The 23,754-nt window shown below is 70.3% G+C and carries 22 protein-coding genes; 14 read left to right on the top strand and 8 right to left on the bottom strand.

Annotation, left to right across the window (positions count from 1 at the left end; genetic code table 11):
* Nucleotides 1-89: 89 nt before the first annotated feature.
* From AC1DYN_RS21165 to AC1DYN_RS21150, 4 genes are read right to left on the bottom strand one after another with little or no spacing between them, the layout of a single operon-like run.
* Nucleotides 90-1,103: a TRAP transporter substrate-binding protein gene (locus AC1DYN_RS21165; protein WP_477963082.1), complete on the bottom strand. Its 1,014-nt coding sequence runs from the start codon at nt 1,101-1,103 to the stop codon at nt 90-92.
* A 38-nt stretch (nt 1,104-1,141) separates the two neighbouring features.
* Nucleotides 1,142-2,434 carry a TRAP transporter large permease gene (locus AC1DYN_RS21160; protein WP_477963081.1) on the bottom strand — a complete coding sequence of 431 codons (1,293 nt, stop codon included), beginning with the start codon at nt 2,432-2,434 and terminating at the stop codon, nt 1,142-1,144.
* The gene (locus AC1DYN_RS21155) at nt 2,434-2,937 is read right to left on the bottom strand and encodes a TRAP transporter small permease subunit (protein WP_477963080.1); all 504 of its coding nucleotides are present in this window, start codon (nt 2,935-2,937) and stop codon (nt 2,434-2,436) included. Before AC1DYN_RS21155 ends, AC1DYN_RS21160 begins: the two co-directional genes overlap by 1 nt.
* Nucleotides 2,934-3,440 (bottom strand): gluconokinase, encoded by a 507-nt coding sequence (locus tag AC1DYN_RS21150; RefSeq protein WP_477963079.1) that lies wholly within the window; start codon nt 3,438-3,440, stop codon nt 2,934-2,936. The genes AC1DYN_RS21155 and AC1DYN_RS21150 overlap by 4 nt, the downstream gene beginning before the upstream one ends.
* Nucleotides 3,441-3,602: 162 nt before the next feature.
* On the opposite strand from AC1DYN_RS21150, the gene gntR reads away from it, so the two are divergent.
* The 5 genes from gntR to AC1DYN_RS21125 all read left to right on the top strand — a co-directional run bounded on the left by gntR (nt 3,603) and on the right by AC1DYN_RS21125 (nt 9,866).
* Nucleotides 3,603-4,628 carry an HTH-type transcriptional regulator GntR gene (gene gntR, locus AC1DYN_RS21145; protein WP_477963078.1) on the top strand — a complete coding sequence of 342 codons (1,026 nt, stop codon included), beginning with the start codon at nt 3,603-3,605 and terminating at the stop codon, nt 4,626-4,628.
* A gap of 77 nt (nt 4,629-4,705) precedes the next feature.
* Entirely contained in the window at nt 4,706-5,941 is a 1,236-nt protein-coding gene (locus tag AC1DYN_RS21140; protein ID WP_477963077.1) for an HlyD family secretion protein, read from the top strand.
* Complete coding sequence (locus AC1DYN_RS21135; RefSeq protein WP_477963076.1) at nt 5,938-8,097, top strand: peptidase domain-containing ABC transporter; 2,160 nt, start codon at nt 5,938-5,940, stop codon at nt 8,095-8,097. The genes AC1DYN_RS21140 and AC1DYN_RS21135 overlap by 4 nt, the downstream gene beginning before the upstream one ends.
* 114 nt (nt 8,098-8,211) lie before the next feature.
* A complete protein-coding gene (locus tag AC1DYN_RS21130; protein WP_477963075.1) occupies nt 8,212-8,949 on the top strand; it encodes a type IV toxin-antitoxin system AbiEi family antitoxin domain-containing protein in 738 nt (245 codons plus the stop codon).
* Nucleotides 8,946-9,866: a nucleotidyl transferase AbiEii/AbiGii toxin family protein gene (locus AC1DYN_RS21125; RefSeq protein WP_477963074.1), complete on the top strand. Its 921-nt coding sequence runs from the start codon at nt 8,946-8,948 to the stop codon at nt 9,864-9,866. Before AC1DYN_RS21130 ends, AC1DYN_RS21125 begins: the two co-directional genes overlap by 4 nt.
* Before the next feature lie 60 nt (nt 9,867-9,926).
* Here AC1DYN_RS21125 and AC1DYN_RS21120 read toward each other — a convergent pair whose 3' ends face one another.
* Nucleotides 9,927-10,316, bottom strand: a complete 390-nt coding sequence (locus tag AC1DYN_RS21120) for a RidA family protein (protein WP_477963073.1) — start codon at nt 10,314-10,316, stop codon at nt 9,927-9,929.
* Between the two features lie 194 nt (nt 10,317-10,510).
* On the opposite strand from AC1DYN_RS21120, the gene AC1DYN_RS21115 reads away from it, so the two are divergent.
* Genes AC1DYN_RS21115 through AC1DYN_RS21075 form a run of 9 tightly spaced genes read left to right on the top strand, consistent with a single transcriptional unit; the run spans nt 10,511 to nt 20,500 of the window.
* Complete coding sequence (locus AC1DYN_RS21115; RefSeq protein ID WP_477963072.1) at nt 10,511-12,073, top strand: ABC transporter substrate-binding protein; 1,563 nt, start codon at nt 10,511-10,513, stop codon at nt 12,071-12,073.
* Between the two features lie 12 nt (nt 12,074-12,085).
* Nucleotides 12,086-13,027 carry an ABC transporter permease gene (locus tag AC1DYN_RS21110; protein WP_477963071.1) on the top strand — a complete coding sequence of 314 codons (942 nt, stop codon included), beginning with the start codon at nt 12,086-12,088 and terminating at the stop codon, nt 13,025-13,027.
* A gap of 10 nt (nt 13,028-13,037) precedes the next feature.
* On the top strand, nt 13,038-13,877 hold the full coding sequence (locus tag AC1DYN_RS21105; protein ID WP_477963070.1) for an ABC transporter permease: 840 nt from the start codon (nt 13,038-13,040) through the stop codon (nt 13,875-13,877).
* Nucleotides 13,874-14,893 carry an ABC transporter ATP-binding protein gene (locus tag AC1DYN_RS21100; protein ID WP_477963069.1) on the top strand — a complete coding sequence of 340 codons (1,020 nt, stop codon included), beginning with the start codon at nt 13,874-13,876 and terminating at the stop codon, nt 14,891-14,893. The genes AC1DYN_RS21105 and AC1DYN_RS21100 overlap by 4 nt, the downstream gene beginning before the upstream one ends.
* Complete coding sequence (locus tag AC1DYN_RS21095; RefSeq protein ID WP_477963068.1) at nt 14,890-15,909, top strand: ABC transporter ATP-binding protein; 1,020 nt, start codon at nt 14,890-14,892, stop codon at nt 15,907-15,909. Before AC1DYN_RS21100 ends, AC1DYN_RS21095 begins: the two co-directional genes overlap by 4 nt.
* On the top strand, nt 15,906-17,195 hold the full coding sequence (locus AC1DYN_RS21090; RefSeq protein WP_477963067.1) for an amino acid deaminase: 1,290 nt from the start codon (nt 15,906-15,908) through the stop codon (nt 17,193-17,195). Before AC1DYN_RS21095 ends, AC1DYN_RS21090 begins: the two co-directional genes overlap by 4 nt.
* 8 nt (nt 17,196-17,203) lie before the next feature.
* Complete coding sequence (locus AC1DYN_RS21085) at nt 17,204-18,106, top strand: MurR/RpiR family transcriptional regulator (RefSeq protein ID WP_477963066.1); 903 nt, start codon at nt 17,204-17,206, stop codon at nt 18,104-18,106.
* On the top strand, nt 18,103-19,575 hold the full coding sequence (locus AC1DYN_RS21080; RefSeq protein ID WP_477963065.1) for an N-acyl-D-amino-acid deacylase family protein: 1,473 nt from the start codon (nt 18,103-18,105) through the stop codon (nt 19,573-19,575). Before AC1DYN_RS21085 ends, AC1DYN_RS21080 begins: the two co-directional genes overlap by 4 nt.
* Nucleotides 19,565-20,500, top strand: a complete 936-nt coding sequence (locus AC1DYN_RS21075; RefSeq protein ID WP_477963064.1) for a sugar kinase — start codon at nt 19,565-19,567, stop codon at nt 20,498-20,500. Before AC1DYN_RS21080 ends, AC1DYN_RS21075 begins: the two co-directional genes overlap by 11 nt.
* Nucleotides 20,501-20,665: 165 nt before the next feature.
* On the opposite strand, the gene AC1DYN_RS21070 is transcribed toward AC1DYN_RS21075, so the two are convergent.
* The 3 genes from AC1DYN_RS21070 to AC1DYN_RS21060 form a co-directional block, all read right to left on the bottom strand.
* Nucleotides 20,666-21,673 (bottom strand): NAD(P)-dependent oxidoreductase, encoded by a 1,008-nt coding sequence (locus AC1DYN_RS21070; RefSeq protein WP_477963063.1) that lies wholly within the window; start codon nt 21,671-21,673, stop codon nt 20,666-20,668.
* 71 nt (nt 21,674-21,744) lie between these two features.
* Nucleotides 21,745-22,041 (bottom strand): hypothetical protein, encoded by a 297-nt coding sequence (locus tag AC1DYN_RS21065; RefSeq protein WP_477963062.1) that lies wholly within the window; start codon nt 22,039-22,041, stop codon nt 21,745-21,747.
* A gap of 62 nt (nt 22,042-22,103) precedes the next feature.
* Nucleotides 22,104-23,633, bottom strand: coding sequence for a protein kinase domain-containing protein (locus AC1DYN_RS21060; RefSeq protein WP_477963061.1), 1,530 nt, complete (start codon nt 23,631-23,633; stop codon nt 22,104-22,106).
* Between the last annotated feature and the right edge of the window lie 121 nt (nt 23,634-23,754).

Genomic DNA, 23,754 nt, shown 5'->3' with positions numbered 1-23,754 from the left:
GCCTTGATTGCCGCCAGGCAATCAAGGCGCGGGGGACATGACCGCAGAGGAGCCCCCCAGCTCCCCACGCGGCGAAAACAAGAGAAGACCTACTTGCGCAGACGAGCCAACTCCCCCTGCGTCTCCTGCCACAGGTCCATCCCGATGTTCGCCCCGATGCCGGCATTCACGCGCGTCAGCTTGTCGCGCATGCGCCCCGCCTCGACCGGCGACAGCTCGTTGATCTGCATGCCCTTGCCCTTCAGGTCGGCCAGCGCGCGGCCCGCTTCCTCGCGCGTGTCCTTGCGCTCGAAATCGCGGCTCGCCTTCGCTGCATCGGCCAGCACTTTCTGCTCGTCCTTCGACAGCTGGTCCCACCACTTCTTGCTCACCAGCACGATCCACGGGCTGTAGACGTGGTTGGTGATGCTGAGGTACTTCTGCACCTCGAAGAACTTGCTCGACAGGATGGTGTTGTAGGGGTTCTCCTGCCCGTCGACCGTGTTGGTCTCCAGCGCGCTGAACAGCTCCGAGAACGGCAGCGGCACCGCATTCGCGCCCAGCGTCTTGAAGCTGTCCAGGTAGACGTTGTTCTGCATCACGCGCAGCTTGACGCCGTTCAGGTCTTCCAGCTTCGTGATCGGGCGCTTGCTGTTGGTGAGGTTGCGGAAGCCGTTCTCCCAGTACGCGAGCCCGACCAGGCCCTTGTCCTGCAGCTTCGCGTTGACCTTCTGGCCGATCGGGCCGTCCAGCACGGTGTCGGCCTCCTTCGCGTTGTTGAACAGGAACGGCGTGTCCCACAGCGCCATCTCCTTCGTGATGCCGACCAGCGTCGCGGTCGAGCCGACCATCATCTCCTGCGCGCCGCCGATCAGCGCCTGCTGCATCTGCACGTCCGGGCCCAGCGCGGCCGCGCCGATCGCGCGCACCTTCATCTTGCCGCCCGAGGCCTTCTCGACCTGCTCGGCGAAGAACTTGGCAGCCCTCCCCTGGTTGCTCTGCTCGTTGAGCCCGTAGCCGAAGCGGATCAGGCGCGGCTTGATGTCCTGGGCGAAGCCGGCCAGCGGCGCAGCAAGCACGGCAGCCGCGGCGGCGGCGATGAGGGTGCGGCGAATCATGTTCACGAGTTGTCTCCTCGAGGGGGATGGAAGAAGAAGGACGCTCAGCGCAGCCAGTGCACCGGCGCGATGACGATCTGCGGGAAGGCGACGAACAGCGCCAGCAGCAGCACGTAGACCAGCAGGAACGGGTTGACGCCCTTGATCACGCTGTGCATCGGCAGGCGGCCGACGCCGGCGACGACGTTCAACACCGTGCCCACCGGCGGCGTGATCAGCCCGATCGCGCCGTTCAGGATGAACATCAGCCCGAAATAGACCGGGTCGATGCCGGCCTTCACCGCGATCGGCAGCATCACCGGACCGAAGATCAGGATGGTCGGCGTCAGGTCCAGCGCGGTGCCGATCAGCACCAGCACGATCATCATCACCGCCATGAGCAGGCGCGGGCTCTCGACCAGCGGGCCCAGCCAGCTCGTCAGCACGCTCGGCAGGTCGGCCAGCGTGATCATGTAGCTCGCGACCTGCGCCCCGGCGCACAGGAACATCACGATCGCCGTCGTCTTGGCCGCCCGCACCAGCACGCCGCCGATCTCGGGGATGCGCATCTCGCGGTGCACGAACAGCGCCACCACCAACGCATAGAAGGCCGCCACCACCGCCGCCTCGGTCGGCGTGAAGATGCCGCTCTTCATGCCGCCGATGATGATCACCGGCATCAGCATCGCCCAGAAGGCCTTGGCGGTCGCCTTCAGGCGCGCGCGCATCGGCAGCGGCGTGCCCGACGGCAGCTCGATGCGGCGCAGCACCCAGCGCCACGCGAAGATCAGCCCGACGCCCATCAACAGCCCCGGCACGATGCCCGAGATGAACAGCGCCGAGATCGAGGTGTTGGTGGTGACGCCGTAGATCACGAACGGCATCGACGGCGGGATGATGGGCGCGATGATGCCGCCCGACGCGATCAGCCCGGCCGAGGTGGCCATCGGGTAACCCTGCTGGCGCATCATCGGCAGCAGGATGGTGGCGAGCGCCGCGGTGTCGGCCAGCGCCGAGCCGCTCATGCTGGCCATCAGCACCGCCGCGCCGATCGCCACGTAGCCGAGCCCGCCGCGGATGTGGCCGACCCAGGCCTGCGCCATGTCGATGATGCGGCGGCTGATGCCGCCCGAGTTCATCAGCTCGCCGGCCAGGATGAAGAACGGCACCGCCAGCAGCGGGAAGCTGTCGATGCCGGCCACCAGGTTCTGCGCCAGCAGCTGGGTGTCCCAGAAGCCGAGCACCCAGGCCATGCCGGCGCCGGTGAGCACCAGCGCGAGCGCCATGTTCATGCCGATGCCCATCAGCACCAGCATGCCGGCGGAGAAGACGATGAATGCGAGACCTTCGGGCGACATCACTCGACCTCCGCGCCATGGCCCAGCGCCATCGGCCGGTTGCGGACCAGCTCGACGAACGCCATCGCGCCGATCGCGACGGCGCACAGCAAGGCCGGCAGCGGCAGCAGCGCCGCCGGGTAGTTCAGCACCACCGAGCGGCTGTCCATGCCGACCACCACCTGCTGCCAGGCGCCCCAGGCGAGCAGCACGCAGGCCAGCACCACCAGCGCGCGGATCAGCAGCGTCAGGGCCTGCATCGCGCGCGGCTTGCGCTGCAGCAGGCCCAGCAGGCTGGTGAAGGCCATGTGCTCGCCCAGCGGGTAAGCCGCCGTCGCGCCGATGAAGACCATCCAGACGAACAGCAGCCGCGACAGCTCTTCGCTGGCCGCGACCCCGCTGCCGAAGCCGTAGCGCAGCACGACGTTGATGAACACCGCCACCGCCATCACGCCCAGGCAGGACGCCATCGCGGCGTTGGCGATGCGCTGCAGCAGCGGCGCTCGATCAGGGTTCGGGGTCATGGTGTCTCCGTGGCATGCAGCCAGGCCGAAATCCGGCTTTGCAGTTCGGGCAAGGGCGCCGTCGCGTCCACGCGCAACACCCGCGGTTCGCCGACCGGCGACTCCAGCGTCTGGAACTGGCTGTCGACCAGGCTGGCCGAGAAGAAGTGCGAGGACGCGCGCGCCGTCACGCGCGCCAGCGCCTGGTCGCGCGTCAGCTCGAGGAAGACGAAGCGCAGCGCCGGGGCCGCCGCGCGCAGCCGCTCGCGGTAGGCGCGGCGCAGGGCCGAGCACGTGAGCACGATGCCCTGCGGGTGCAGCGCCAGCTCGCCGGCCAGCGTCGTCAGCCAGCCGTCGCGGTCGGCGTCGGTGAGCGGGATGCCGCGGCTCATCTTGTCGCGGCTCGCCGCGCTGTGGTGGTCGTCGCCTTCGACCAGGCGCAAGGCCTCGGCCCCGGCCACCGCGGCACCCACCGTCGACTTGCCGCAACCGGCCACGCCCATCATCACCACCGAACCGATCATCTGTGTGCCACGGGTTGAAGGACAGCGCTGTCCATTTCTGGGAAAACGGCGAACATCAGGGGAATCACTGCATCCGCCCGGTTGCAGGACAGCGCTATCCTAGTGAACAATGGCGCGCCTTCCGATGCGGACTTTCCCTGATCAGCGTGTGACGACGACCCGATGAGCACTGTCCCTGCCCGCCCGCGCGCCACCGGCCGCGTGACCCTGGCCGACGTGGCCCGGCTGGCCGAGGTGAGCCCGATCACCGTGTCGCGCGCGCTGCGCGGCGAGCGCGCGGTGCACCCCGACCTGGTCGCGCGCGTCAAGAGCGCGGCGCTGCGCCTGGGCTACGTGCCCGACCCGGCGGCGCGCGCGCTGGCCTCGCGCCACAGCGCGCACGTCGCGGTGCTGATCCCGATGCTGTCGAACGCCTTGTTCGTCGACCTGCTGGAAGAAGTGCAGCGCACGCTGCGCGCTGCCGGCTACCAAAGCCTGATCGGCGTCACGCACTACGACATCGGCGAAGAGGAACAACTGCTGCGCGAGCAGCTGCAACACCGCCCGGCCGGGCTGATGGTGACCGGGCTGGACCGCAGCGATGCGACGCGGGCGCTGATTGCGCAGAGCGGCGTGCCCTGCGTGCACCTGATGGAGCTGTCGGAGGTGCCGGGCGTCTACAGCGTCGGCTTCTCGCAGGCCGAGGCGGCGGCCACGCTGACGCGCCACCTGCTGGCGCGCGGGCGCCGGCGCATCGCGTTCGCCGCGGCGCAGCTCGACCCGCGCACGATGCAGCGGCGCGAAGGCTGGCGCCGCGAGTTGCAGGCCGCAGGCGCCTACGACGCGACGCTGGAGTGGCTGAACCCGGCGCCGTCGTCGCTGGCGCTGGGCGGGCAGATGCTGGAGCAGATCCTCGAGCTGAAGCGCCCGGTCGACGCGATCTTCTTCTGCAACGACGACCTGGCGCAGGGCGCGCTGCTGGCGGCGCTGCGCCTGGGCGTGGCGGTGCCGGAGCGCATCGCGATCGCCGGCTTCAACGACCTGACCGGCAGCGACCAGATGCTGCCGTCGCTGACGACGGTGCGCACGCCGCGCGCCGAGGTGGGCGCCGCGGCGGCGCGCATGCTGCTCGCGCTGATGCGCGGCGAGAGCGTCGCGCGGCCGGCCATCGACGCCGGCTACCAGCTGGTGGTGCGCGACAGCACCTGAGCCCGGCGGGCGCAATCTCCGGTACGCTCCGCGTCGGGGCCGTTTCCGCGGCCCTGCAACCGACCCCCCACCGCGACGTGCCCGACCTGTTCCGCCGCCAGGCCATCGACCACCAGCGCCAGAAGTTCCACGGTGCCATCGTGCTGACGCGCAGCCCGCGGCAGGCCGCGTGGACGGCCTTCTTCGTGCTGCTGGTGCTGGCCCTGGTCGCGTTCGCCGCGACGCAGGGCTTCGCGCGCCAGGAGACCGTCGGCGGCGTGCTGCTGCCGCGCGGCGGCGTGCTGCGGCTGGTGGCGCCGCAGGCCGGCGTGGTGCTGCCGGGCGGGGCCGCGCAGGGCCAGCAGGTGGCGGCCAGCGCGCCGGTGCTGCGCCTGTCCAACGAGCAGTCCAGCGCGCAGGGGCCGACGCAGTCGGCGGTGGCGCAATCGCTCTCGAGCCGCCAGAGCGCGCTGCTCGGCGAGCTGCAGCAGCAGGGCGAACAGGCGCGCCAGCAGGCCGGCGCGCTGGATGCGCGCATCGCCAACCTGGCCGCCGCGCTGCAGCAGCAAGAGCGCGAGATCGCGCTGCAGCGCGAGCGCGTCGACGTGGTGCAGGACGTCGCGTCGCGCTACCCGGAGCTGGTGCGTTCGGGCGCGGTGTCGCCGGTGGAGGTGGCCGAGAAGAATGCCGAGGTGCTGGACCAGCGCTCGCGCCTGGCCACGCTGGAGCGCCAGCGGCTCGGGCTGCAGCAGGACCTGTCCACGGCGCGCGCGCAGCGCCAGGCGCTGCCGCTGCAGGCCGACCGCGAAGGCTCGCAGCTCAAGCGCGAGGCGCAGGCGCTGACGCAGCAGCAGGCCGAGAACGAGGCCCGCCGCGAGATGGCGGTGCTGGCGCCCCAGGCCGGCCGCGTGGCCGCGCTGCTGGCCAGCCCCGGCCAGGCGGTCGCGGCCGGCCAGTTGCTGGCCACGCTGCTGCCGGCCGACGGCGAACTCGAGGCCGAGCTCGACGTGCCGACGCGTGCCGCCGGCTTCGTGCAGCCGGGCACGCGCGTGAAGCTGCGCGTCGACGCCTTTCCGTATGCGCGCTTCGGCCAGTTGCCGGCGCGCGTGCGCGAGGTGGCGCAAAGCGCGGTGTCGCCGGCCGACGGCCTGCCGGGCGACGCCAATGTCTACCGCGTGCGCGTCGCGATCGACCCCACCGACAGCGCCGCGCTCGCCTGGCGTGCGTCGCTGAAGGCCGGCATGCGCGTGCAGGCCAGCCTGGTGGCCGAGAAGCGCACCTTGATCGAGTGGGTGCTCGAGCCGCTGGCCGGCCTGCAGGTGGCGGCGCGATGAGCATGGACCGCGATCCGGTGCCGCCCGGCGTGACGCGCCGGCTCGGACTGTCGCGCCACCTGCCGGTGATCGTGCAGACGGAGGCCACCGAATGCGGCCTGGCCAGCATCGCGATGATCGCCGTCTACCACGGCATCGACACCGACCTGCCGACGCTGCGGTTGCGCTTCGCGCTGTCGCGCAAGGGCACCAATTTCGAGAGCATGGTGCGCATCGCTGCCGCGCTCGGGCTGGACACCCGGCCGCTGAAGCTGGAGATGGAGCACCTCGACCAGCTGAAGCTGCCCTGCGTGCTGCACTGGGACATGAACCACTTCGTGGTGCTGAAGTCGGTGTCGGCGCGGCGCATCGTGATCCACGACCCGGCGATCGGCGTGCGCTCGTTCGCGCCCGACGAGTTCGCGCAGCACTTCACCGGCATCGCGATGGAGTTGGTGCCGGCGGCCGGCTTCGAGCCGCGGCGCGAGAAGCTCGATTTCACGCTGCGCGGGCTGATGGGCCGCATCACCGGGCTGGGCAGCAGCCTGGCGCAGATCGTCGCGCTGGCGGTCGCGCTGGAGGTGGTGGTGATCGCGCTGCCGTTCTACCTGCAGTGGGTGGTCGACCACGGGCTGCTGGTGGCCGACCTCGACCTGCTGGCCATCCTGGCGATCGGCTTCGGGCTGCTGGTGCTGCTGCAGTCGGCCTTGAGCGCGGTGCGCGGCTGGTGGGTGGCGACGCTGAGCGCGCGGCTGAACTTCCAGTGGCTGGGCAACGTGTTCGGCCACCTGGTGAAGCTGCCGCTGGAGTTCTTCGAGAAGCGGCACGTGGGCCACATCATTTCGTGCTTCGGCTCGGTGACGGTGATCCAGAAGACGCTGACCACCGGCGTCGTGACGGCGCTGGTCGACGCGCTGATGGTGCTGGGCACCGCGGCGATGATGGCCGCCTACAGCCTGCAGCTGCTGGCAGTGTCGCTGGCCGCGACGGTGCTGTACGCCGGGCTTCGATGGTCGGTGTTCCATGCGCTGCGCGAGGCGAGTTCCGAGGAGATCATCCACGCGGCCAAGCAGCAGACGCACTTCCTGGAGACGGCCAGCGGCATCCAGAGCGTGCGGCTGTTCGGGCGCGGCGGGCTGCGCCGGGCCGGCTGGATGAACATGCTGGCCGACCAGTTCAATGCCGGGCTGCGCGTGCAGCGCGTGCACATCAGCAACGAGACGGCGCAGACGCTGCTGTTCGGCCTGGAGCGGGTGCTGGTGGTGTGGCTGGCGGCGCGCTCGGTGCTGGCGGGCAGCTTCACGGTCGGCATGCTGTTCGCGTACATGGCCTACAAGGAGCTGTTCTCCACGCGCGTCGCGTCGATGATCGACAAGCTGTCGGAGCTGGCGATGCTGCGCCTGCACGGCGAGCGCGTGGCCGACATCGTGCTGGCCGAGGCCGAGGCGGCCGAGGCGCCCAGCGCGGTCGAGATCGACCTGTCGCGCCGGCCGGCGCGCATCGAGCTGCGCGGCGTGTACTACCGCTACGCGAGCACCGAGCCATGGGTGCTGGAGAACGTCGACCTGACGGTCGAGGCCGGCGAGTGCGTGGCGCTGACCGGCGTGTCGGGCTGCGGCAAGACGACGCTGGTGAAGGTGATGCTGGGCCTGCTGGCGCCGACTCAGGGCGAGGTGCTGTTCGACGGCACCCCGATCCTGCACCTGGGGCTGGCCAACTACCGGGCGCTGATCGGCACGGTGATGCAGGAGGACCGGCTGTTCTCGGGCTCGCTGGCCGACAACATCTGTTTCTTCGACGCCGAGCCCGACATGGCGCGCATCGAGGCCTGCGCGAAGCTGGCGGCGATCGACACCGAGATCCAGGGCATGCCGATGGGTTACCACACGCTGGTCGGCGACGTCGGCGTGGGCATCTCGGGCGGCCAGAAGCAGCGCGTGCTGCTGGCGCGCGCGCTGTACCGCGAACCGCGCATCCTGGTGCTCGACGAGGCCACCAGCCACCTCGACCTGCGCAACGAGCAGACGGTGAACCAGGCCGTGTCGGCGATGCGGCTGACGCGGGTGGTGGTGGCACACCGGCCGGACACCATCGCGATGGCGGACCGGGTGGTGGTGATCGAGCGGGGGCGGGTGGCGCGGGAGGAGCGGCAGGTGGCGGCTTCGGTCGCCGTCTGATGCCCGGGCGAGCCTTGCCATAGCTTTGAATATTTCTTGTTGTCGTAGCTTGACTGCGGCAACGGTACAAATATCAGGATAGCCAGCGATTGTCCGATGCCGCAGAATCGCAGCATGGCTACGACAACTCGCACCAAACTAAAAGAACTCTACCGCCAGATGCCGCCCAACGCGCCATTGACGTCGGAGGTCCTGGCTGCGCTGGGCGTCTCCGCCGACCTGGCCGTTCACTATGTGCGGGCGGGCTGGCTGGATCGCCTGGGCAGGGGCGTCTTCAGGCGGCCGAACGAGAACCTCGACCTCGACCCCTGCCTTCTCCTGCTGCAAAGCCGGGTGGCGGGCCTGCACGTCGGCGGGAAGTCCGCACTGGACTGGCACGGGATCCGGCACTACGTGAGCCAGCAACCGCAGTTGGACTTGTGTGGCTGGGATGCAGGGGAGCTGCCCGAGTGGTTCACTGACCGTTTCCCGGCCGAATACCACCGCAAGCGGCTGTTCGCCGAACAAGCCGATGCGATGCTGCACGTCGGCAGATTCGAGCAGCGCAGCGGCGCACCGCAGGTATCCTCGCCGGAGCGTGCCTTGCTCGAAATGTTGAGCGATATCGGTGTCCGACAGCCCATGCAGGAAGCACGGGACATCGCAGAGGGCTGCTACGGCCTGCGAGCCGATGCGCTGCGAGAGCTCCTGCAACGCTGTACCAACGTCAAGACGGTGCGGCTTTGCCTGCAGATGGGCCGAGAACTGTCCCTGCCGTGGCGCGCGAAGCTGGATCCGGACGCGTTGCCCACAGGCAGCAAGCGCCCGTGGGTCTCGAAATCGGCAGGCGGCTTGCTGGTTCTGAAACCATGAACCCGGTCTACCTCGACACCGCCCGGCTGCTCACCCAGGCGGCGCCATTCGTCTTCGTGGACGACACCTTCGCGCTCAAGGGCGGCACGGCGATCAATCTGTTCGTGCGCGACATGCCGCGTCTGTCCGTCGATCTGGACCTTGTCTTCCGCGATCACCGGTTGCCACGCGACAGGGCACTCGCCCGCATCGGCCGTGCGTTGAAGGAGTCGGCCAAGCGCCTGCAAGCCCGAGGCTTCCAAACTCGCCTGCACACGACGGCAGACGCCGGCGACACGAAGCTGCTGGTCCGCAAAGGCCCGATCGAGGTGAAGATCGAGGTCAACTTCGTACTGCGGGGAACGATCCATCCGCCGCAGTCGGCGGCGCTGGTCCCCAAGGCGCGCGAGATCTTGCTGGCCGACCTCGACACCCCCGTGGTGTCGGCAGAAGACCTGTACGGCGGCAAGCTGGTCGCCGCCATGGACCGGCAGCATCCGCGCGATCTCTTCGACGTCATGCAGCTCTTCGAACATGGCGGCATCACCGCTGCGATCAGGCGCGCCTTCGTTGTCTACCTGGCGAGCCACAACCGTCCTGTCCATGAGGTGCTCTTCCCTGTTCCGCGTGACATCACGCAGGACTACGAGCGCACGTTCCAGGGCATGACCGCGGAGCCCGTCGCGCTGGAAACGCTGCTGGCCGTCCGCGAACGCATGGTCAGCGAACTGCAAGCATCTCTCGACCCGGATGAGCGCCACTTCCTTGTGACCTTGGTCGCCAACGAGCCCGACTGGTCCCTGTTGGCAATACCGCATGCCCCTGAATTGCCGGGCATCAAATGGAAGCTTCGCAACCTGGGACAGCTGCAGGCCGGCAATCAGCAGAAGTTTGACGAGCAACGCGACGCCCTCGCCCGACTGCTGGACCGGGGGTGACCGCGGCACGGGCTACGGGCACGGTAGCCCGGATGCCAATCCGGGACTTGCCCCCTCCACTCAGCCCTTCGGCTTGTACGCAATCACGTCGATCTCGACCTTCGCATCCACCATCAGCCTCGCCTCGGTCGTCGACCGTGCCGGCTTGCCGTTGGGAAAGTAGCTCATGTAGATGCGGTTGAACGCGCCGAAGTCGCGCGCGTCCTGCAGCCAGCAGGTGCTCTTGCAGACGTCGTCGAAGGTCGCGCCGGCCAGCGCCAGCACCGCCTTCAGGTTCTCCATCACCTGGCGCGTCTGCGCCTCGATGCCGCCGGCGACGATCTCGCCGTTCGCGTCCGCCGGGACCTGGCCCGACACGTAGATGAAGTCGCCGGCACGCACGGCCGGCGAGAACGGCCGCGCCTGGCGGTCGGAAGCCACCGGCGGGGCGCCGAGGTAGTCGAGGGGCATCGATATCTCCTTGAAGGAACGCAAACAGTGCAGGCTCGCACCATAGATGTGAAAGTGTCTTTCAGTCAACACCGCCGCATCACGGGAAAACCCCGATTATTTGGCATGCACTTTGCTCCATAGTCGCGTCGTTCTGAAAAATACTTTCACCAGTAGTTCAGATCCCTGCCGTCCCCGACCTTTGGAGATCCACCATGTCCCGCCCCGACACGCTCCCCCGCCGCACCCTGCTCAAGCTGCCCGCAGCGCTCGGCCTGGCCGCCTGCCTGATCGGTGTCGCCGGCATCGCGCAGGCCCAGGGGCCGCGCAATTTCGCGACGCTCGCGATGGTCGGCGAGCCGCAGACGCTGGACCCGATGGCCTCCACCGCCGACCTGGTCGGCACCATCATGCAGCACGTCTACGAGCCGCTCTACACCTTCGACGCGAAGTGGAACGTGGTGCCTATGCTGGCCGAGTCGCTGCCGAAGATCAGCGCCGACGGCAAGAGCTACACCATCACCCTGCGCAAGGGAGTGATGCTGCACAACGGCCGCGAGCTGAATGCCGACGACGTGGTCGCGAGCCTGCAGCGCTGGATGGAACAGGCGCCGCGCGGCAAGGCGGTCGCGAAGGAGCTGGACAGCATCAAGGCGCAGGGCACGCTCGGCGTGCAGATCGTGCTGAAGAACCCGTACGCGCCGCTGCTGTCGCAGCTCGCGCTGCCCAGCGGCATGGCCGCGATCATGGCCAAGGATGCCATCGCGACCCCGCTGAAGGACTTCGTCGGCACCGGCCCCTACCGCTTCAAGGAACGCAAGCCCGATGCCTACGTGCTGCTGACGCGCTTCGACAAGTACAGCGCGCGCAAGGAAGCCGCCAGCGGCTACGCCGGCAAGCGCGAGGCGCTGATCGAGGAGCTGCGCTTCGTGCCGGTGCCCAATGCCAACACGCGCGTCGAGGGCGCGCTGGCATCGCAGTACGACTTCGCCGACCTGCTGCCGGTCGAGGCGCTGTCGCGGCTGGAGAAGGCCACCGGCAAGACCGTGCCGATCCTCACCACCTCGTTCGGCTTCCCCTACCTGGTGCTCAACACCAAGGAAGGCGTGGCCGCCAACGCCGGCGTGCGCCGCGCGCTGCAGACCGCCATCGGCGAAGGCGAGATGCTGGCCGCCGGCTTCGGCGACACCCGCTTCTTCAGCGCCGAAGGCAACCACTTCCCGAAGGGCTCGCCGTTCTACTCGAACGCCGGCACCGACGCCTACAACCAGCGCAACGCCAAGAAGGCCAAGGACGACGCCGAGAAGGCCGGCTACAAGGGCGAGCCGGTGCGCGTGCTGACGAGCCGCCAGTACGACTTCCACTACAACATGGCGCTGCTGATGGCCGAGCAGTTGAAGCGCGCCGGCTTCAAGGTCGAGCTCAACGTGGTCGACTGGGCCACGCTGGTGCAGCGCCGCAACGACTCGAAGCTGTGGGACCTGTACGTCACCCACTCCGGCCAGTTCCCCGAGCCGATGCTGTCGCCGCCGCAGCTGGGCGAAGGCGCACCGGGCTGGTGGAGCTCGCCGGCCAAGCAGGCTGCACTGTCGGCCTTCAACCAGGAGACCGACCCGGCCAAGCGCGGCGCGCTGTGGGGCAAGGTGCAGCAGGTGGTGTACGACGAGGTGCCGTACATCAACGTCGGCCGCTTCAACGGCCTGTCGGCGCGCAGCCCGGCGCTCGACGGCTACGTGCCGGCAACTTGGCCGTTCTTCTGGAATGCCCGCATCAAGTAACCGGCCGAAGCGATGCACCGCTACCTCGCCTCCCGCCTCGCCGGCATGCTGGCGGTGCTCGCCATCGTCGCGGTGATGGTGTTCGTGCTGACGCGCGCCGCGTCGGGCGACCCGGTCTCGGTGCTGCTGGGCGACCAGGCCACCGCCGAGGACATCGCCCGCGTGCAGAAGGACTACGGCCTCGACAAGCCGCTGCCGGTGCAGTTCGCCTACTGGCTCGGCGAGGTGCTGCACGGCAACCTCGGGCAGTCGATCTTCCTGCAGCGCCCGGTCACGCAGGCGCTGTGGGAACGCGCCGAGCCGACCACGCTGCTGGCGCTGATGGCGGTCGCGATCGCGGCGCTGATCGGCATCCCGGCCGGCATCGTGTCGGCGGTGTTCCGCGGGCGCTGGCTCGACCAGGCCGTCACCGGCGCGGCGATGCTGGGTGCCAGCATCCCGAGCTTCTGGTTCGGCATCGTGCTGATCCAGATGTTCGCGGTGTCGCTCGGCTGGTTCCCGGTGTCGGGCTATGGCGCCCCCGATGCGCCGCTGGCCGAACGCCTGCATGCGCTGATGCTGCCGTCCATCGTGCTGGGCGTGCTGAACTCGGCGCTGATCATCCGCTTCACGCGCGCGTCGATGCTCGACGTGCTGGGCGAGGACTACGTGCGCACCGCGCGCTCGAAGGGCCTGTCCGAAAGCAGCGTGGTGCTCAAGCACGCGCTGCGCAACGCGCTGGTGCCCATCGTCACGGTGCTCGGCCTGACGGTGGCGCTGATGATCGGCGGCGCGGTCGTCACCGAGACGGTGTTCGGGCTGCCGGGCATCGGCAACCTGGTGGTCAACGCGGTGCTGCGCCGCGACTACCCGGTGATCCATGGCGCGCTGCTGGTGATCGCGGCGATCTACGTGCTGATCAACTTCGCCATCGACCTGCTCTATGTCGCCGTGGACCCGAGGGTGAAGCTGTGAGGACGTGGAAGTGAAAGTGCCCCGCCTGTTGCGCCAGCTGATGCACCGCCGCATCGTGATGCTGTCGGCCGCCGTGCTGGCCGTCATCGCGGTGCTGGCCCTCGGTGCCCCGTGGTTCGCGTCCTTCGACCCCAACGACACGGCCGTGCTCGACCGCCTGAAGGCCCCGAGCGCCGCCCACCTGCTGGGCACCGACGAGCTCGGCCGCGACCTCTACGCCCGCATCGTGCACGGTGCGCGCTACTCGCTGGCCATCGCGGCGCTGACGGCGCTCGGCTCGGTGATCGCCGGCACGCTGCTCGGCCTGGTGGCCGGCTTCTTCCGCCGCCTCGACACACCGCTGATGCGCCTGGTCGACGCGATGATGTCCTTCCCCGACATCCTGCTGGCGATCGCGCTGGTCGCGATCCTCGGGCCCTCGCTGCTGAACGTGGTGCTGGCGCTGGTGCTGGTCTACACGCCGCGCGTCGCGCGCGTGGTGCGGGCCTCGACGCTGGTGGTGCGCGAGCTGCTGTTCGTCGAGGCGGTGCGCGCCTTGGGCGTGCGCACCTCGCGCATCCTGTGGCGCCACATCCTGCCCAACCTGCTGTCGCCGATCCTGGTGCAGGTGTCGTTCATCTTCGCGTACGCGATCCTGGCCGAGGCCGGGCTGTCCTTCCTGGGCGTCGGCGTGCCACCGGAGATCCCCACCTGGGGCACGATGGTGGCCGGCAGCCAGCAGTACGCCGACCGCGCCTTCTGGGTCGTGCTGTTCCCGGGCCTGGCCATCATCTTCACCGCGCTGTCGCTGCAGATCCTCGGCGACGGCGTGCGCGACCTGCTGGACCCGAAGCTGAAGAAGACGCCATGACCGATCCCCGCCTCACCGTCACCGGGCTCAGCACCTGCTTCCCCACCGAAGACGGCCTGGTGCGCTCGGTCGCCGACGTCGGCTTCTCGATCGATCCCGGCAAGACCACCGCGATCGTCGGCGAGTCCGGTTCCGGCAAGTCGGTCACCAGCCTGACGCTGATGCGCCTGCTGCCCAAGACCGCCCGCGCGCAGGTCGAAGGCCAGGCCCGCTTCGTCACGCGCGCCGGCCGCGCGGTCGACCTGCTGACGCTGCCCGATGCCGAGATGCGCCGACTGCGCGGCAACGAGCTGGCGATGATCTTCCAGGAGCCGATGACCAGCCTGAACCCGGTCTTCACCGTCGGCGAGCAGATCGCCGAGAGCGTGCGGCTGCACAAGGGGCTGGACCGTGCGGCCGCGCTGGCGCACGCGAAGCGCATGCTCGACCTGGTCGAGATCCCGGCCGCCGCGCAGCGCCTGCACGAATACCCGCACCAGCTGTCGGGCGGCATGCGCCAGCGCGTGATGATCGCGCTCGCGATGGCTTGCGATCCGACGCTCTTGATCGCCGACGAGCCGACCACCGCGCTGGACGTGACCATCCAGGCGCAGATCCTGGTGCTGATGCGCCGGCTGCAGGCCGAGACCGGCATGAGCATCCTGTTCATCACGCACAACCTGGGCGTGGTGGCGCACCATGCGGACGACGTGGTGGTGATGTACGCCGGCCGCGTGGTCGAGGCGGCGCCGGTGCGGCCGCTGTTCGCGACGCCCGCCCATCCGTACACGCAGGGGCTGCTGGCCTGCCTGCCCGGCAAGGCGCACGCGGCAGGGCAGCCGCGGCCGAAGCGGCTGTTCGCGATCCGCGGCCAGGTGTCGAGCCCGCTGGCGCCGCCGCCGGGTTGCGCCTTCGAGCCGCGCTGCGACCAGGCGATCCCCGCCTGCGCGCAGGCCGCGCCGCCGCTGGTGGCCACCGGCGAACTGCGCCAGGCGCGCTGCATCCGCGTGCCGTCGGTCGAAAGGAATGCCGCATGAGCGATGCCATCGCCACCCCGCTGATCGAGGTGCGCAACCTCAAGCGCTATTTCGGCAGCAGCGACAAGCCGGTGCGCGCCGTCGACGACGTGTCGTTCGCGATCCGGGCCGGCGAGACGCTCGGCCTGGTCGGCGAATCCGGCTCGGGCAAGAGCACCATCGGCCGCACCGTGCTGCGCCTGATCGAGCGCACCGACGGCCAGGTGCTGTACCGCGGCGACGACCTGGGCGCGCTGTCGGCCGAGCGCATGCGCCGGCTGCGCAGCAAGCTGCAGATCATCTTCCAGGACCCGTACGCGAGCCTGAACCCGAAGATGCGCATCGGTGCGATCCTCGACGAGGCGCTGTCCACCCACGGCCTCGCGAAGGGGCGGCGCAAGGAGCGCATCGCCGAGCTGCTCGAGCTGGTGGGGTTGCGGCCGGAGCACGCGAGCCGCTTCCCGCACGAGTTCTCCGGCGGCCAGCGCCAGCGCATCGGCATCGCGCGCGCGCTGGCGGTGGAGCCGGAGTTCATCGTCGCCGACGAGCCGCTGTCGGCACTGGACGTGTCGATCCAGGCCCAGGTGATCAACCTGCTGGCCGAGCTGCGCGAGCGGCTGTCGCTGACGATGCTGTTCATCTCGCACGACCTGGACGTCGTCGAGTACCTGTGCGACCGCGTGGTGGTGCTGTACCTCGGGCGCGTGATGGAGGTGTCGACGACGGCCGAGCTGTTCGCGCGGCCGCTGCACCCGTACACGCAGGCGCTGCTGGCGGCGAGCCCGAAGCCCGATCCGCTGGACAAGACGGAGATCATCCCGCTGAAGGGCGACATCCCGAGCCCGATGAACCCGCCGTCGGGCTGCGTGTTCCGCACGCGCTGCCCGAAGGCGATCGAGGCGTGTGCGCAGGCGGTGCCGGCGTTGACGGAAGTGGCACCCGGTCGCTTCTGCGCCTGCATTCTTTGTAGCCCGGATGCCAATCCGGGTTTGTCGGCCGCTCCCGGATTGGCATCCGGGCCACGGACATCACCATGACCAACGATTTGATCGACCCACTCCTGCAACCCGGCCTCAAGGGCTATCCGCTGACCGCCTCGCCGCGCCGCCGCAGCGAAATCGCCGCCACCGGCTGGAACGTGCTGGCCGGCGATCTGCCGCTGCCGCTGGCGGTGCTCAAGCGCGAGGCGCTGGAGCACAACATCGCGTGGATGCAGCAGCGCACGCAGGACTGGGGCATCCAGCTCGCACCGCACGGCAAGACGACGATGTCGCCGCAGCTGTTCAAGCGCCAGCTCGACGCCGGTGCCTGGGGCCTGACCTTCGCGACCGTCAACCAGCTGGCCATCGGCGTGGCCGCCGGGGCCCGCCGCACGCTGATCGCCAACCAGGTGGTGCACGACAGCGACCTGGCCGCGATCCAGGCGCTGCTGCGCGGCCATGCCGACCTGCGCATCGTGTTCCTCGTCGATTCGCTGGCGCAGCTCGCGCTGATCGAGGACTGGGCGCAGGCCCATCCCGGCGCCCTGCCCTTCGAAGCCATGCTCGAGGTCGGCGTGCCCGGCGGGCGCAGCGGCGTGCGCACGCAGGACGAGGCGCTGGCGGTCGCGCGCCGCCTGCACGACAGTGCGGCCCTCCGCCTGGTCGGCATCGAGTGCTACGAAGGCCTGGGCGCCAAGGGCGACACCGATGCCGACGTGCCGTATGCCAAGGCGCTGATGGACCGCGTCGAGGCCATCGCCGCGGCCGCCGATGCGGCAGGCTGGTTCGATGCCGACGAGGTGCTGCTGTCGGCCGGCGGCTCGGCGATCTTCGACCTGGTGGCGGGCCGGCTGACGCCATCGCTGACGCGCCCGGTGCGCGGCCTGCTGCGCTCGGGCTGCTACGTGACGCACGACCACGGCTTCTACCAGCGCATGGTGAACAGCGTCGAGGCGCGCCTGGGCTGCGGCTGCGGCGAGACGCTGCGCCCGGCGATGGAGGTGTGGGCGATGGTGCAGTCGCGCCCCGAGCCGGGCCTGGCGATCCTGGCGGTCGGCAAGCGCGACATCTCGTTCGACCTGGCGCTGCCGGTGCCGATCGCGCGCGCGGCACGCGGCGCGCTGCAGGCCGGCGCGGTGCCGGCGGGCTGGTCCATCACCGGGCTGAACGACCAGCATGCCTACCTGCGCTGGGATGCTGCCGACGAAGCCACCGCCCCGGCCGTCGGCGAGCGCATCGGCCTGGGCATCTCGCACCCCTGCACCACCTTCGACAAATGGCACTGGATGCCGGTCGTCGAGAACGACTACCGCGTCAGCGACGCGGTGGCGATGCATTTCTGACCTTGCCCATGACGAAGACCTTGCTGGAGAACGTCGCCGCGGCGCGCGAGGGTGCGCCGGCCGCGCGCCGCGCGATCCTCGACCTGATCCTCGAAGACCCCGACCGGGTGCTCGAGGAAAGCTTCGAATCGCTGGCCGAGCGCGCCGGCAGCTCGGTGCCGACGGTGATGCGCACCTGCCGCGACCTCGGCTTCGCCGGGCTGCGCGAGTTCAAGCTCGCGCTGGCGCATGCGCTGGCGCTGGGCGGCTCGCCGCTGCACCGGCGCGTCAACATCGAGGACCGCGCCGACGAGGTGGTGGCCAAGATCTCGCGCAGCGCCGCCGCCTCGGTGGCCGGCGTGCGCTCGCAGCTCGACATGGCGGCGCTGGACGCCGCCGTCAACGCGATCGCCTTCGCGCGCCACGTCGACCTGTACGGCGCAGGCGCCACCTCGTGGTTCATGGCGCAGGACCTGCAGGCGCGGCTGTTCCGCCTCGGGCTGTCGGCCACCGCATGGGCCGACTACCACCTGCAGCAGGTGGCGGCCGCGGCGCAGAACGCGAGCGGCGTCGTGGTCGCGATCTCGCACGTCGGCGGCATGCCGTCGCTGCTGGATTCGGTGGACATCGCGCGCGCGCAGGGCGCCAAGGCCGTCTGCATCACGCGCCCCGGCACGCCGCTGGCCGAGCGCGCCGACATGCTGATTGCCCTGAGCGTGCCCGACGATGCGGTGATGCACGTCGGCATCGACGCCTACCTGACCCACCTGACCGTGATCGAGATCCTGACCGTGCTGGTCGCGCAACGCCGCGGCGAACCGGCGGTGCAGCGCCTGCGCTACGTGCGCGAGGCCCTGCAGCGCCATGGCATCGACATCCGCACCCACCCGCTGCAGAGCTGGGACGGTGGCGGCGTGGGGAGCAAGCCATGATGCGCGCGACGCTGCTGGAGAACGGCCTCGTCGTCGACGGCTCCGGCGACCCGGCCTGGCACGGCGACGTGCTGATCGCCGGCGACCGCATCCTGCGCACCGGCGTCGGGCTGCGCCAGCGCCTGCCGGCCGGCATCGCGGTCAGCGACCTCGACGTCGTCGATTGCCGGGGCCTGGCCATCGCGCCCGGCTTCATCGATGCCCACACGCACGACGACGCGATCGTGCTGCGCGACCCGGCCTGCCTGCCCAAGCTGTCGCAGGGCATCACGACGGTGGTCACCGGCAACTGCGGCATCTCGCTCGCGCCCTTCGTCACCGAGGCCGCGAAACCGCCGCTGACCCTGCTGGGTGCCGGCTCGTTCCGCTACCCGACGATGGCGGCCTACCGCGACGCGGTGCTGGCGGCGCGGCCGTCGCTGAACGTCGCGGCGCTGGTGGGCCACACGACGCTGCGCTTCGCGGCGATGGGCGACCTGTCGCAGCCGGCGAGCGCCGACGAGCGCGCGCGCATGGCCGCGCTGCTCGACGCGTGCATGGCCGGCGGCGCGCACGGGCTGTCGTCGGGGCTGTTCTACGAAGAGGCCTACCCGGCGCCGGCCGACGAGGTGACGCAGCTGGCACGCATCGTCGCGCGCCACGGCGGCGTCTACGCGACCCACCTGCGCAGCGAGATGGCGCAGATCATCGAGGCCTTGCACGAAGCCGGCGACACCGCGTTCGAGGCCGGCGTGCCGCTGGTGATCTCGCACCACAAGTGCGCCGGGCCGGCCAATTGGGGCCGCACGCGCGAGACGCTGCCGCTGATCGAGTCGCTGGCCGCGCGCCAGCCGATCGCGATGGACGTCTACCCGTACGTCGCCGGCTCGACGGTGCTGCGCGAGGACCTGGTCGACGGCGTGATCGACGTGATGCTGACCTGGAGCGACACCCATCCCGAGCACACCGGCCGCATGCTGTCGGCGATCGCCGAGGAGTGGGGCGTCGACCAGAAGACCGCGTGCCGGCGCCTGCAGCCGGGCGGGGCCTGTTACTTCCAGATGAACGAAGAGGACGTCGAGCGCGTCATCGCGCACCCGCGCACGATGATCGGCTCGGACGGCCTGCCGCACGACCGCCATCCGCACCCGCGGCTGTGGGGCGCCTTCCCGCGCGTGCTGGCGCGCTACTGGCGCGAGCGGCAGCTGTTCACGCTGGAGCAGGCGGTGCACAAGATGACGGGGCTGACGGCGCGCAACTTCCGCATCGCCGAGCGCGGGCTGGTGCGGCCTGGGATGCTGGCCGACGTGGTGGTGTTCGACCCGAGCCGCGTGGCCGATACCGCGACCTATGATGTGCCGGTCAGCGCGAGTGTCGGGATCGAGGCGGTGTACGTGAACGGCGTGCGCTCGTTCTCGGCGAGCGACCGGTCGCAGGTGCTGCAACGGGCCGGCCGCATGCTGACGCGGGAGACTGGGCATGTCGTCTGAACGGATGATCGAGAAGGCGCTCGACGTGTTGGCCATCGGCGAGGCGATGGCCGAATTCAACCAGCAGCCGGATGGCCGCTACCTGGCGGGCTTCGGCGGCGACACGTCGAACTGCGCGATCGCCGCGGCGCGGCTGGGCGCGCGCACCGGCTACCTGACGCAGGTCGGCGACGACCTGTTCGGCGAGCAACTGCTGGCGCTGTGGCGCCACGAGGGCATCGCGACGCAGGGCGTGCACCGCGTGGCCGGGGCCGAGACGGGGATGTACTTCGTCACGCATGGCGAAAGCGGGCATCGATTCACGTACCGCCGCGCCGGCAGCGCCGCGAGCCGGATGCGGCCGGCCGACCTGCCCCCGGGGCTGGTGCAGGGAGCGCACTGGCTGCACTGCTCGGGCATCTCGCAGGCGATCAGCGCATCGGCCTGCGATGCGGTGTTCGAGGCGATCGCGCGGGCACGCGATGCCGGCACGCGCATCAGCTACGACCTGAACTTCCGGCCGGCACTGTGGCCGGCGCCGCGGGCGCTGGCGATCGCGCGCGAGACGCTGGCGCACTGCGACCTGTTCTTCCCGAGCATCGACGAGGTGGCGGCGCTGACCGGGCTGCTGCACCACGACGACATCCTGCGCTGGTCGCACGACCAGGGCGCCCAGCGCGTCGCGTTGAAGCTGGGCGCGGCCGGGTGCCTGGTGTCGGACGCGCATGGTGCGCGGCTGATCGCGCCGCACCCGGTGCAGCCGGTGGACGCGACCGGGGCGGGGGATTGCTTTGCCGGTGCGTTGCTGGCGCGGCTGGCGGCGGGCGACACGCTGGACCAGGCGGCGCGGGTTGCGAATGTGGCAGCGGCGTTGAGCACCTGCGGGCATGGGGCGGTGGCGCCTTTGCCGACGCTCGCGATGGTGCACGCCGCGATGGGCTGGTAGCCCGGATGCCAATCCGGGGTTTGTGCTGGCGCGAGCAAAGGCGGGTGTGGTGCGGAGATCCCGGATTGGCATCCGGGCTACAAGAATCCGCAGAGCGTGGCCGGGTTGTCGACCAGCAGCCGTCGTCGCAGACGTGCACAGGGCCATCGCAGGCGCCGTCGAGTTTCATGGCAGCACCACCGCATGGCCCCAGCGCTGCAGGCGCGTGGCCTGCGCGGCGTTCACCGCGCCGCGCGGCAGGTCGCCGTGCAACAGCTGCCGCAGCTGTTCGACCGTCTCCAGCGCCTGGTGCTCGCAGGCGGGCCGTGTCAGGCCACCGATGTGCGCCGTGGCGATCACGCGCGGGTGGCGGGCCAGCGCCGCGGCGGGCGTCTGGTCCGGCCCGCGGCCGACGTCGAGCGCGCAGCCGCCGAGGTGGCCCGAGTCAAGCGCCGCCAGCAGGGCCGCGTCATCGACCAGTTCGCCGCGCGAGGCATTGATGAAGAACGCGCCCTGCTTCATCGCGGCAAAGGCCTGCGCGTTCATCATCGATTCGGTCTGCGCATCGGCCGGAGCAAGGCAGACGACGAAGTCCGAGCGGGCCAGCAAGGTCGCGAGGGGCACCTGCTGCACTGCGACGTGTTCGTCCACCGGCTGCGGTGTCGTGACCAGCAGCCGCATGCCGAAGGCCAGCGCCAGTGCGGCAACACCCTGTCCGATCAGGCCGAAGCCGATGATGCCCAGCGTGGCGTAGCGCAGCTCGCGCCCGATGGCCGGCATCGGAACTTCGCCACCGCGATAGGCACTCGCCTGCAACGTGATGCCGCGCGCCAGGTCGATCATCGCCCCGAGCACCCATTCGCTCACCGCAGGGCCGTAGCCGGCACTCGCCCGCGTGACCAGCACGCCATGTGCGCTGGCCGCCTCGACGTCGATGGTGCGGATGTCGACCGCGCAGCGCAGCAAGACGACCAGGTCGGGCAATGCGGTGAACAGCGCTTGCGGAGCCGGTGTCTGCCGGTAGGCGATCAAGGCATCGCAGCCTTGTGCGGCGACGATGAGTTCGGCCGTCGAGAGATCGCGCGCATGAGGATTCAGCCGGATCTCGGCGAAGCATTGCAGCGCGGCAGCGGCCAAACCGCCGAAGTAGGTGTCGAGCTTGTCGCTCGGGTGAGAAATGAAAACAGTGGCCATTGTGTATCGATTTACTGTATCGATTTACCATAGAGCGCCCATCCGGGTTTGCCCGCCTCGTGTCACCGGCTTCAGTTGCGCGGCGGCGGCTCCTTGGACAACGCGCAGCGCCGCACGTATTCGCCCAGCGACTCGCCGGTGTCGGCGGAGACCACCTTCCACCGGGCCAACACCTCCTCGAAGACCGCGCGCAACGCGATCTCGATCCCGACGGCCGGGGGCGGCGCCGACGGCGGGGTGGGTGCGGCGAGCGGCGGCTTCGTCCTGCGTGCGAAGCGGTGCGGTCGCCTCGTGCCGCTGCGTCCGTGGTCTTCGCTGCCGGCGTCGCGTGGCGGCGTTACCGGTTCGTGCTGTCGAAAGCGCTTCATCCTGGCCCCTGCAGTTCGTGCAGGCGCTGAGTAACGCCAGCCGTGTCGGCGTTCCGCGGGGCTTAAGGAACGTCGCCCTTGCGCTTCAGTTCGGTGCACTGCGCGTGGTGCGCGAACTGTGGCCGGGCGCATTGCGTCTGCATGCAGTACAGCAGCGCGAAGTTCACGCGCGTGCCGCAGGCGGCGCGCGGGCTGGTGGCACCCGCCACGATGGACGGTGTACCCGCTTCTGCGGCGGCACCGACCTGCACCGTGGGCGGCGGCGCTGGTGCGGCCTCCACCGGCACGGCGGCCGGCACGGGCGCCGCCACGTCAGGCTCGGCCGCGCCCGATGCCGCCGTGTCGGCAGGGTCCGCCAGGCGGGCCGTGTCGGCCACCGGCAGCACCGCCTGCACCGGCGCAGGCATCGATGCCAGCGGAACGCTGGCCACGGGCTTGGGCGCGCGCGTCTTGCTCACCTGCAGCCACACGGCCCCGGCCGCCAGCGCGCCGGCACACAGCAGCACCAGCCACAGGCCGGTGCGCCGCGGCGGTGGCGGGGCCGGTAGCGGCTCGAAATCGAAGCGCGACTGGAAACGCGAGTCGCCGAAGCCCGGTTCGCTGCGGCCGTTGGGCCGCGGCACCATCGGCAGGCGCTGCGGACCCGGCTGCTGTTGCGGCGGCTGCTGCGGGCGATCGGCGTAGCTCGCGGCAGGCGCGGCGGCCGGCCGCGTCGCGCTGGCAGGCGCCGCGGCCGGTGCCGCATCCACCCAGCCGAGGCAGCGCCGGAATTCGCCGACGCTGCGCAGGCGCTGCCGCGGGTCCACCGACAGTGCGCGGTCGATGCCGGCCAGGAAGCGCGGCGAATAAGGCAGCCCGGTCAGCGGGCGGTGCACGCGCGGCACCGCCGCGCCGAGCGCCGCCTGGCCGGTGACGGCCGCATGCAGCAGGCTGGCCAGCGCGCGCAGGTCGGTCCAGGCACCGGGCGGCGCCAGCGGTTTCTCGTCGGAGGCCGGCGGCGCGCTGCCCAGCAGCACCGGCACGCCGACGCTGCGCACGACGATCGCCTCGGTCGAGATGCCGCCGTGGTGGCACTGCGCCACGTGCAGCAGGTCGACCGCATCGAGCACCGGCGTCAGCATCGCGCGCAGCCAGGCCTCGTCGGGCGCGCGCGGCAGGCCTTTCAGCGCCGAGGCGAGGTTCGGCCCCGGCACGAAGTTCATCGACAGGTAGGCGGTGCCGTTCTCTTCCCAGAAGCTCTGCACCCGCACCAGCGCCGGATGGTCGAAGCGCGCAAACAGCTTGGCGCGCTGCAGGAAGGCCTGGCGGCCGGCCTCGAACGTGGCCTGCCCGCCGCTGCGGCGCGGCACCACCTGCATGTCGTCGCCGCGCTGCGCCAGCGAGGCCGGGAAATATTCCTTGATCGCCACCTGCCGCTGCAGCGACGAATCGAGCGCGAGGTAGACGACGCCGGAGTCGCCGCGGCCGAGCAGCTCGACGATGCGGAAGCCGCCGACGCGCGCGCCCGCCAGCAGCACGTCGCTGGCCGGAACGGTGTCGAACTGCGTGGTCGGTCCGAAGTCCGGGTTGTGGGGAGCGCGGGGCGTCGTCATGGTCGGAAGGATCATCGCTGCGAGTCCGGCGTGGGCGTGCATTTGATCCGAGTGCACCCCGTCCCCGCCAGTTGCCTGTCAGACATCGCTCATGCCCGTGAAATAAGTCACGTCCGCCATG

The organism is Rhizobacter sp. P2_D12, assembly GCF_056404395.1.
This window is presented reverse-complemented; position numbering and strand designations above follow the sequence as displayed.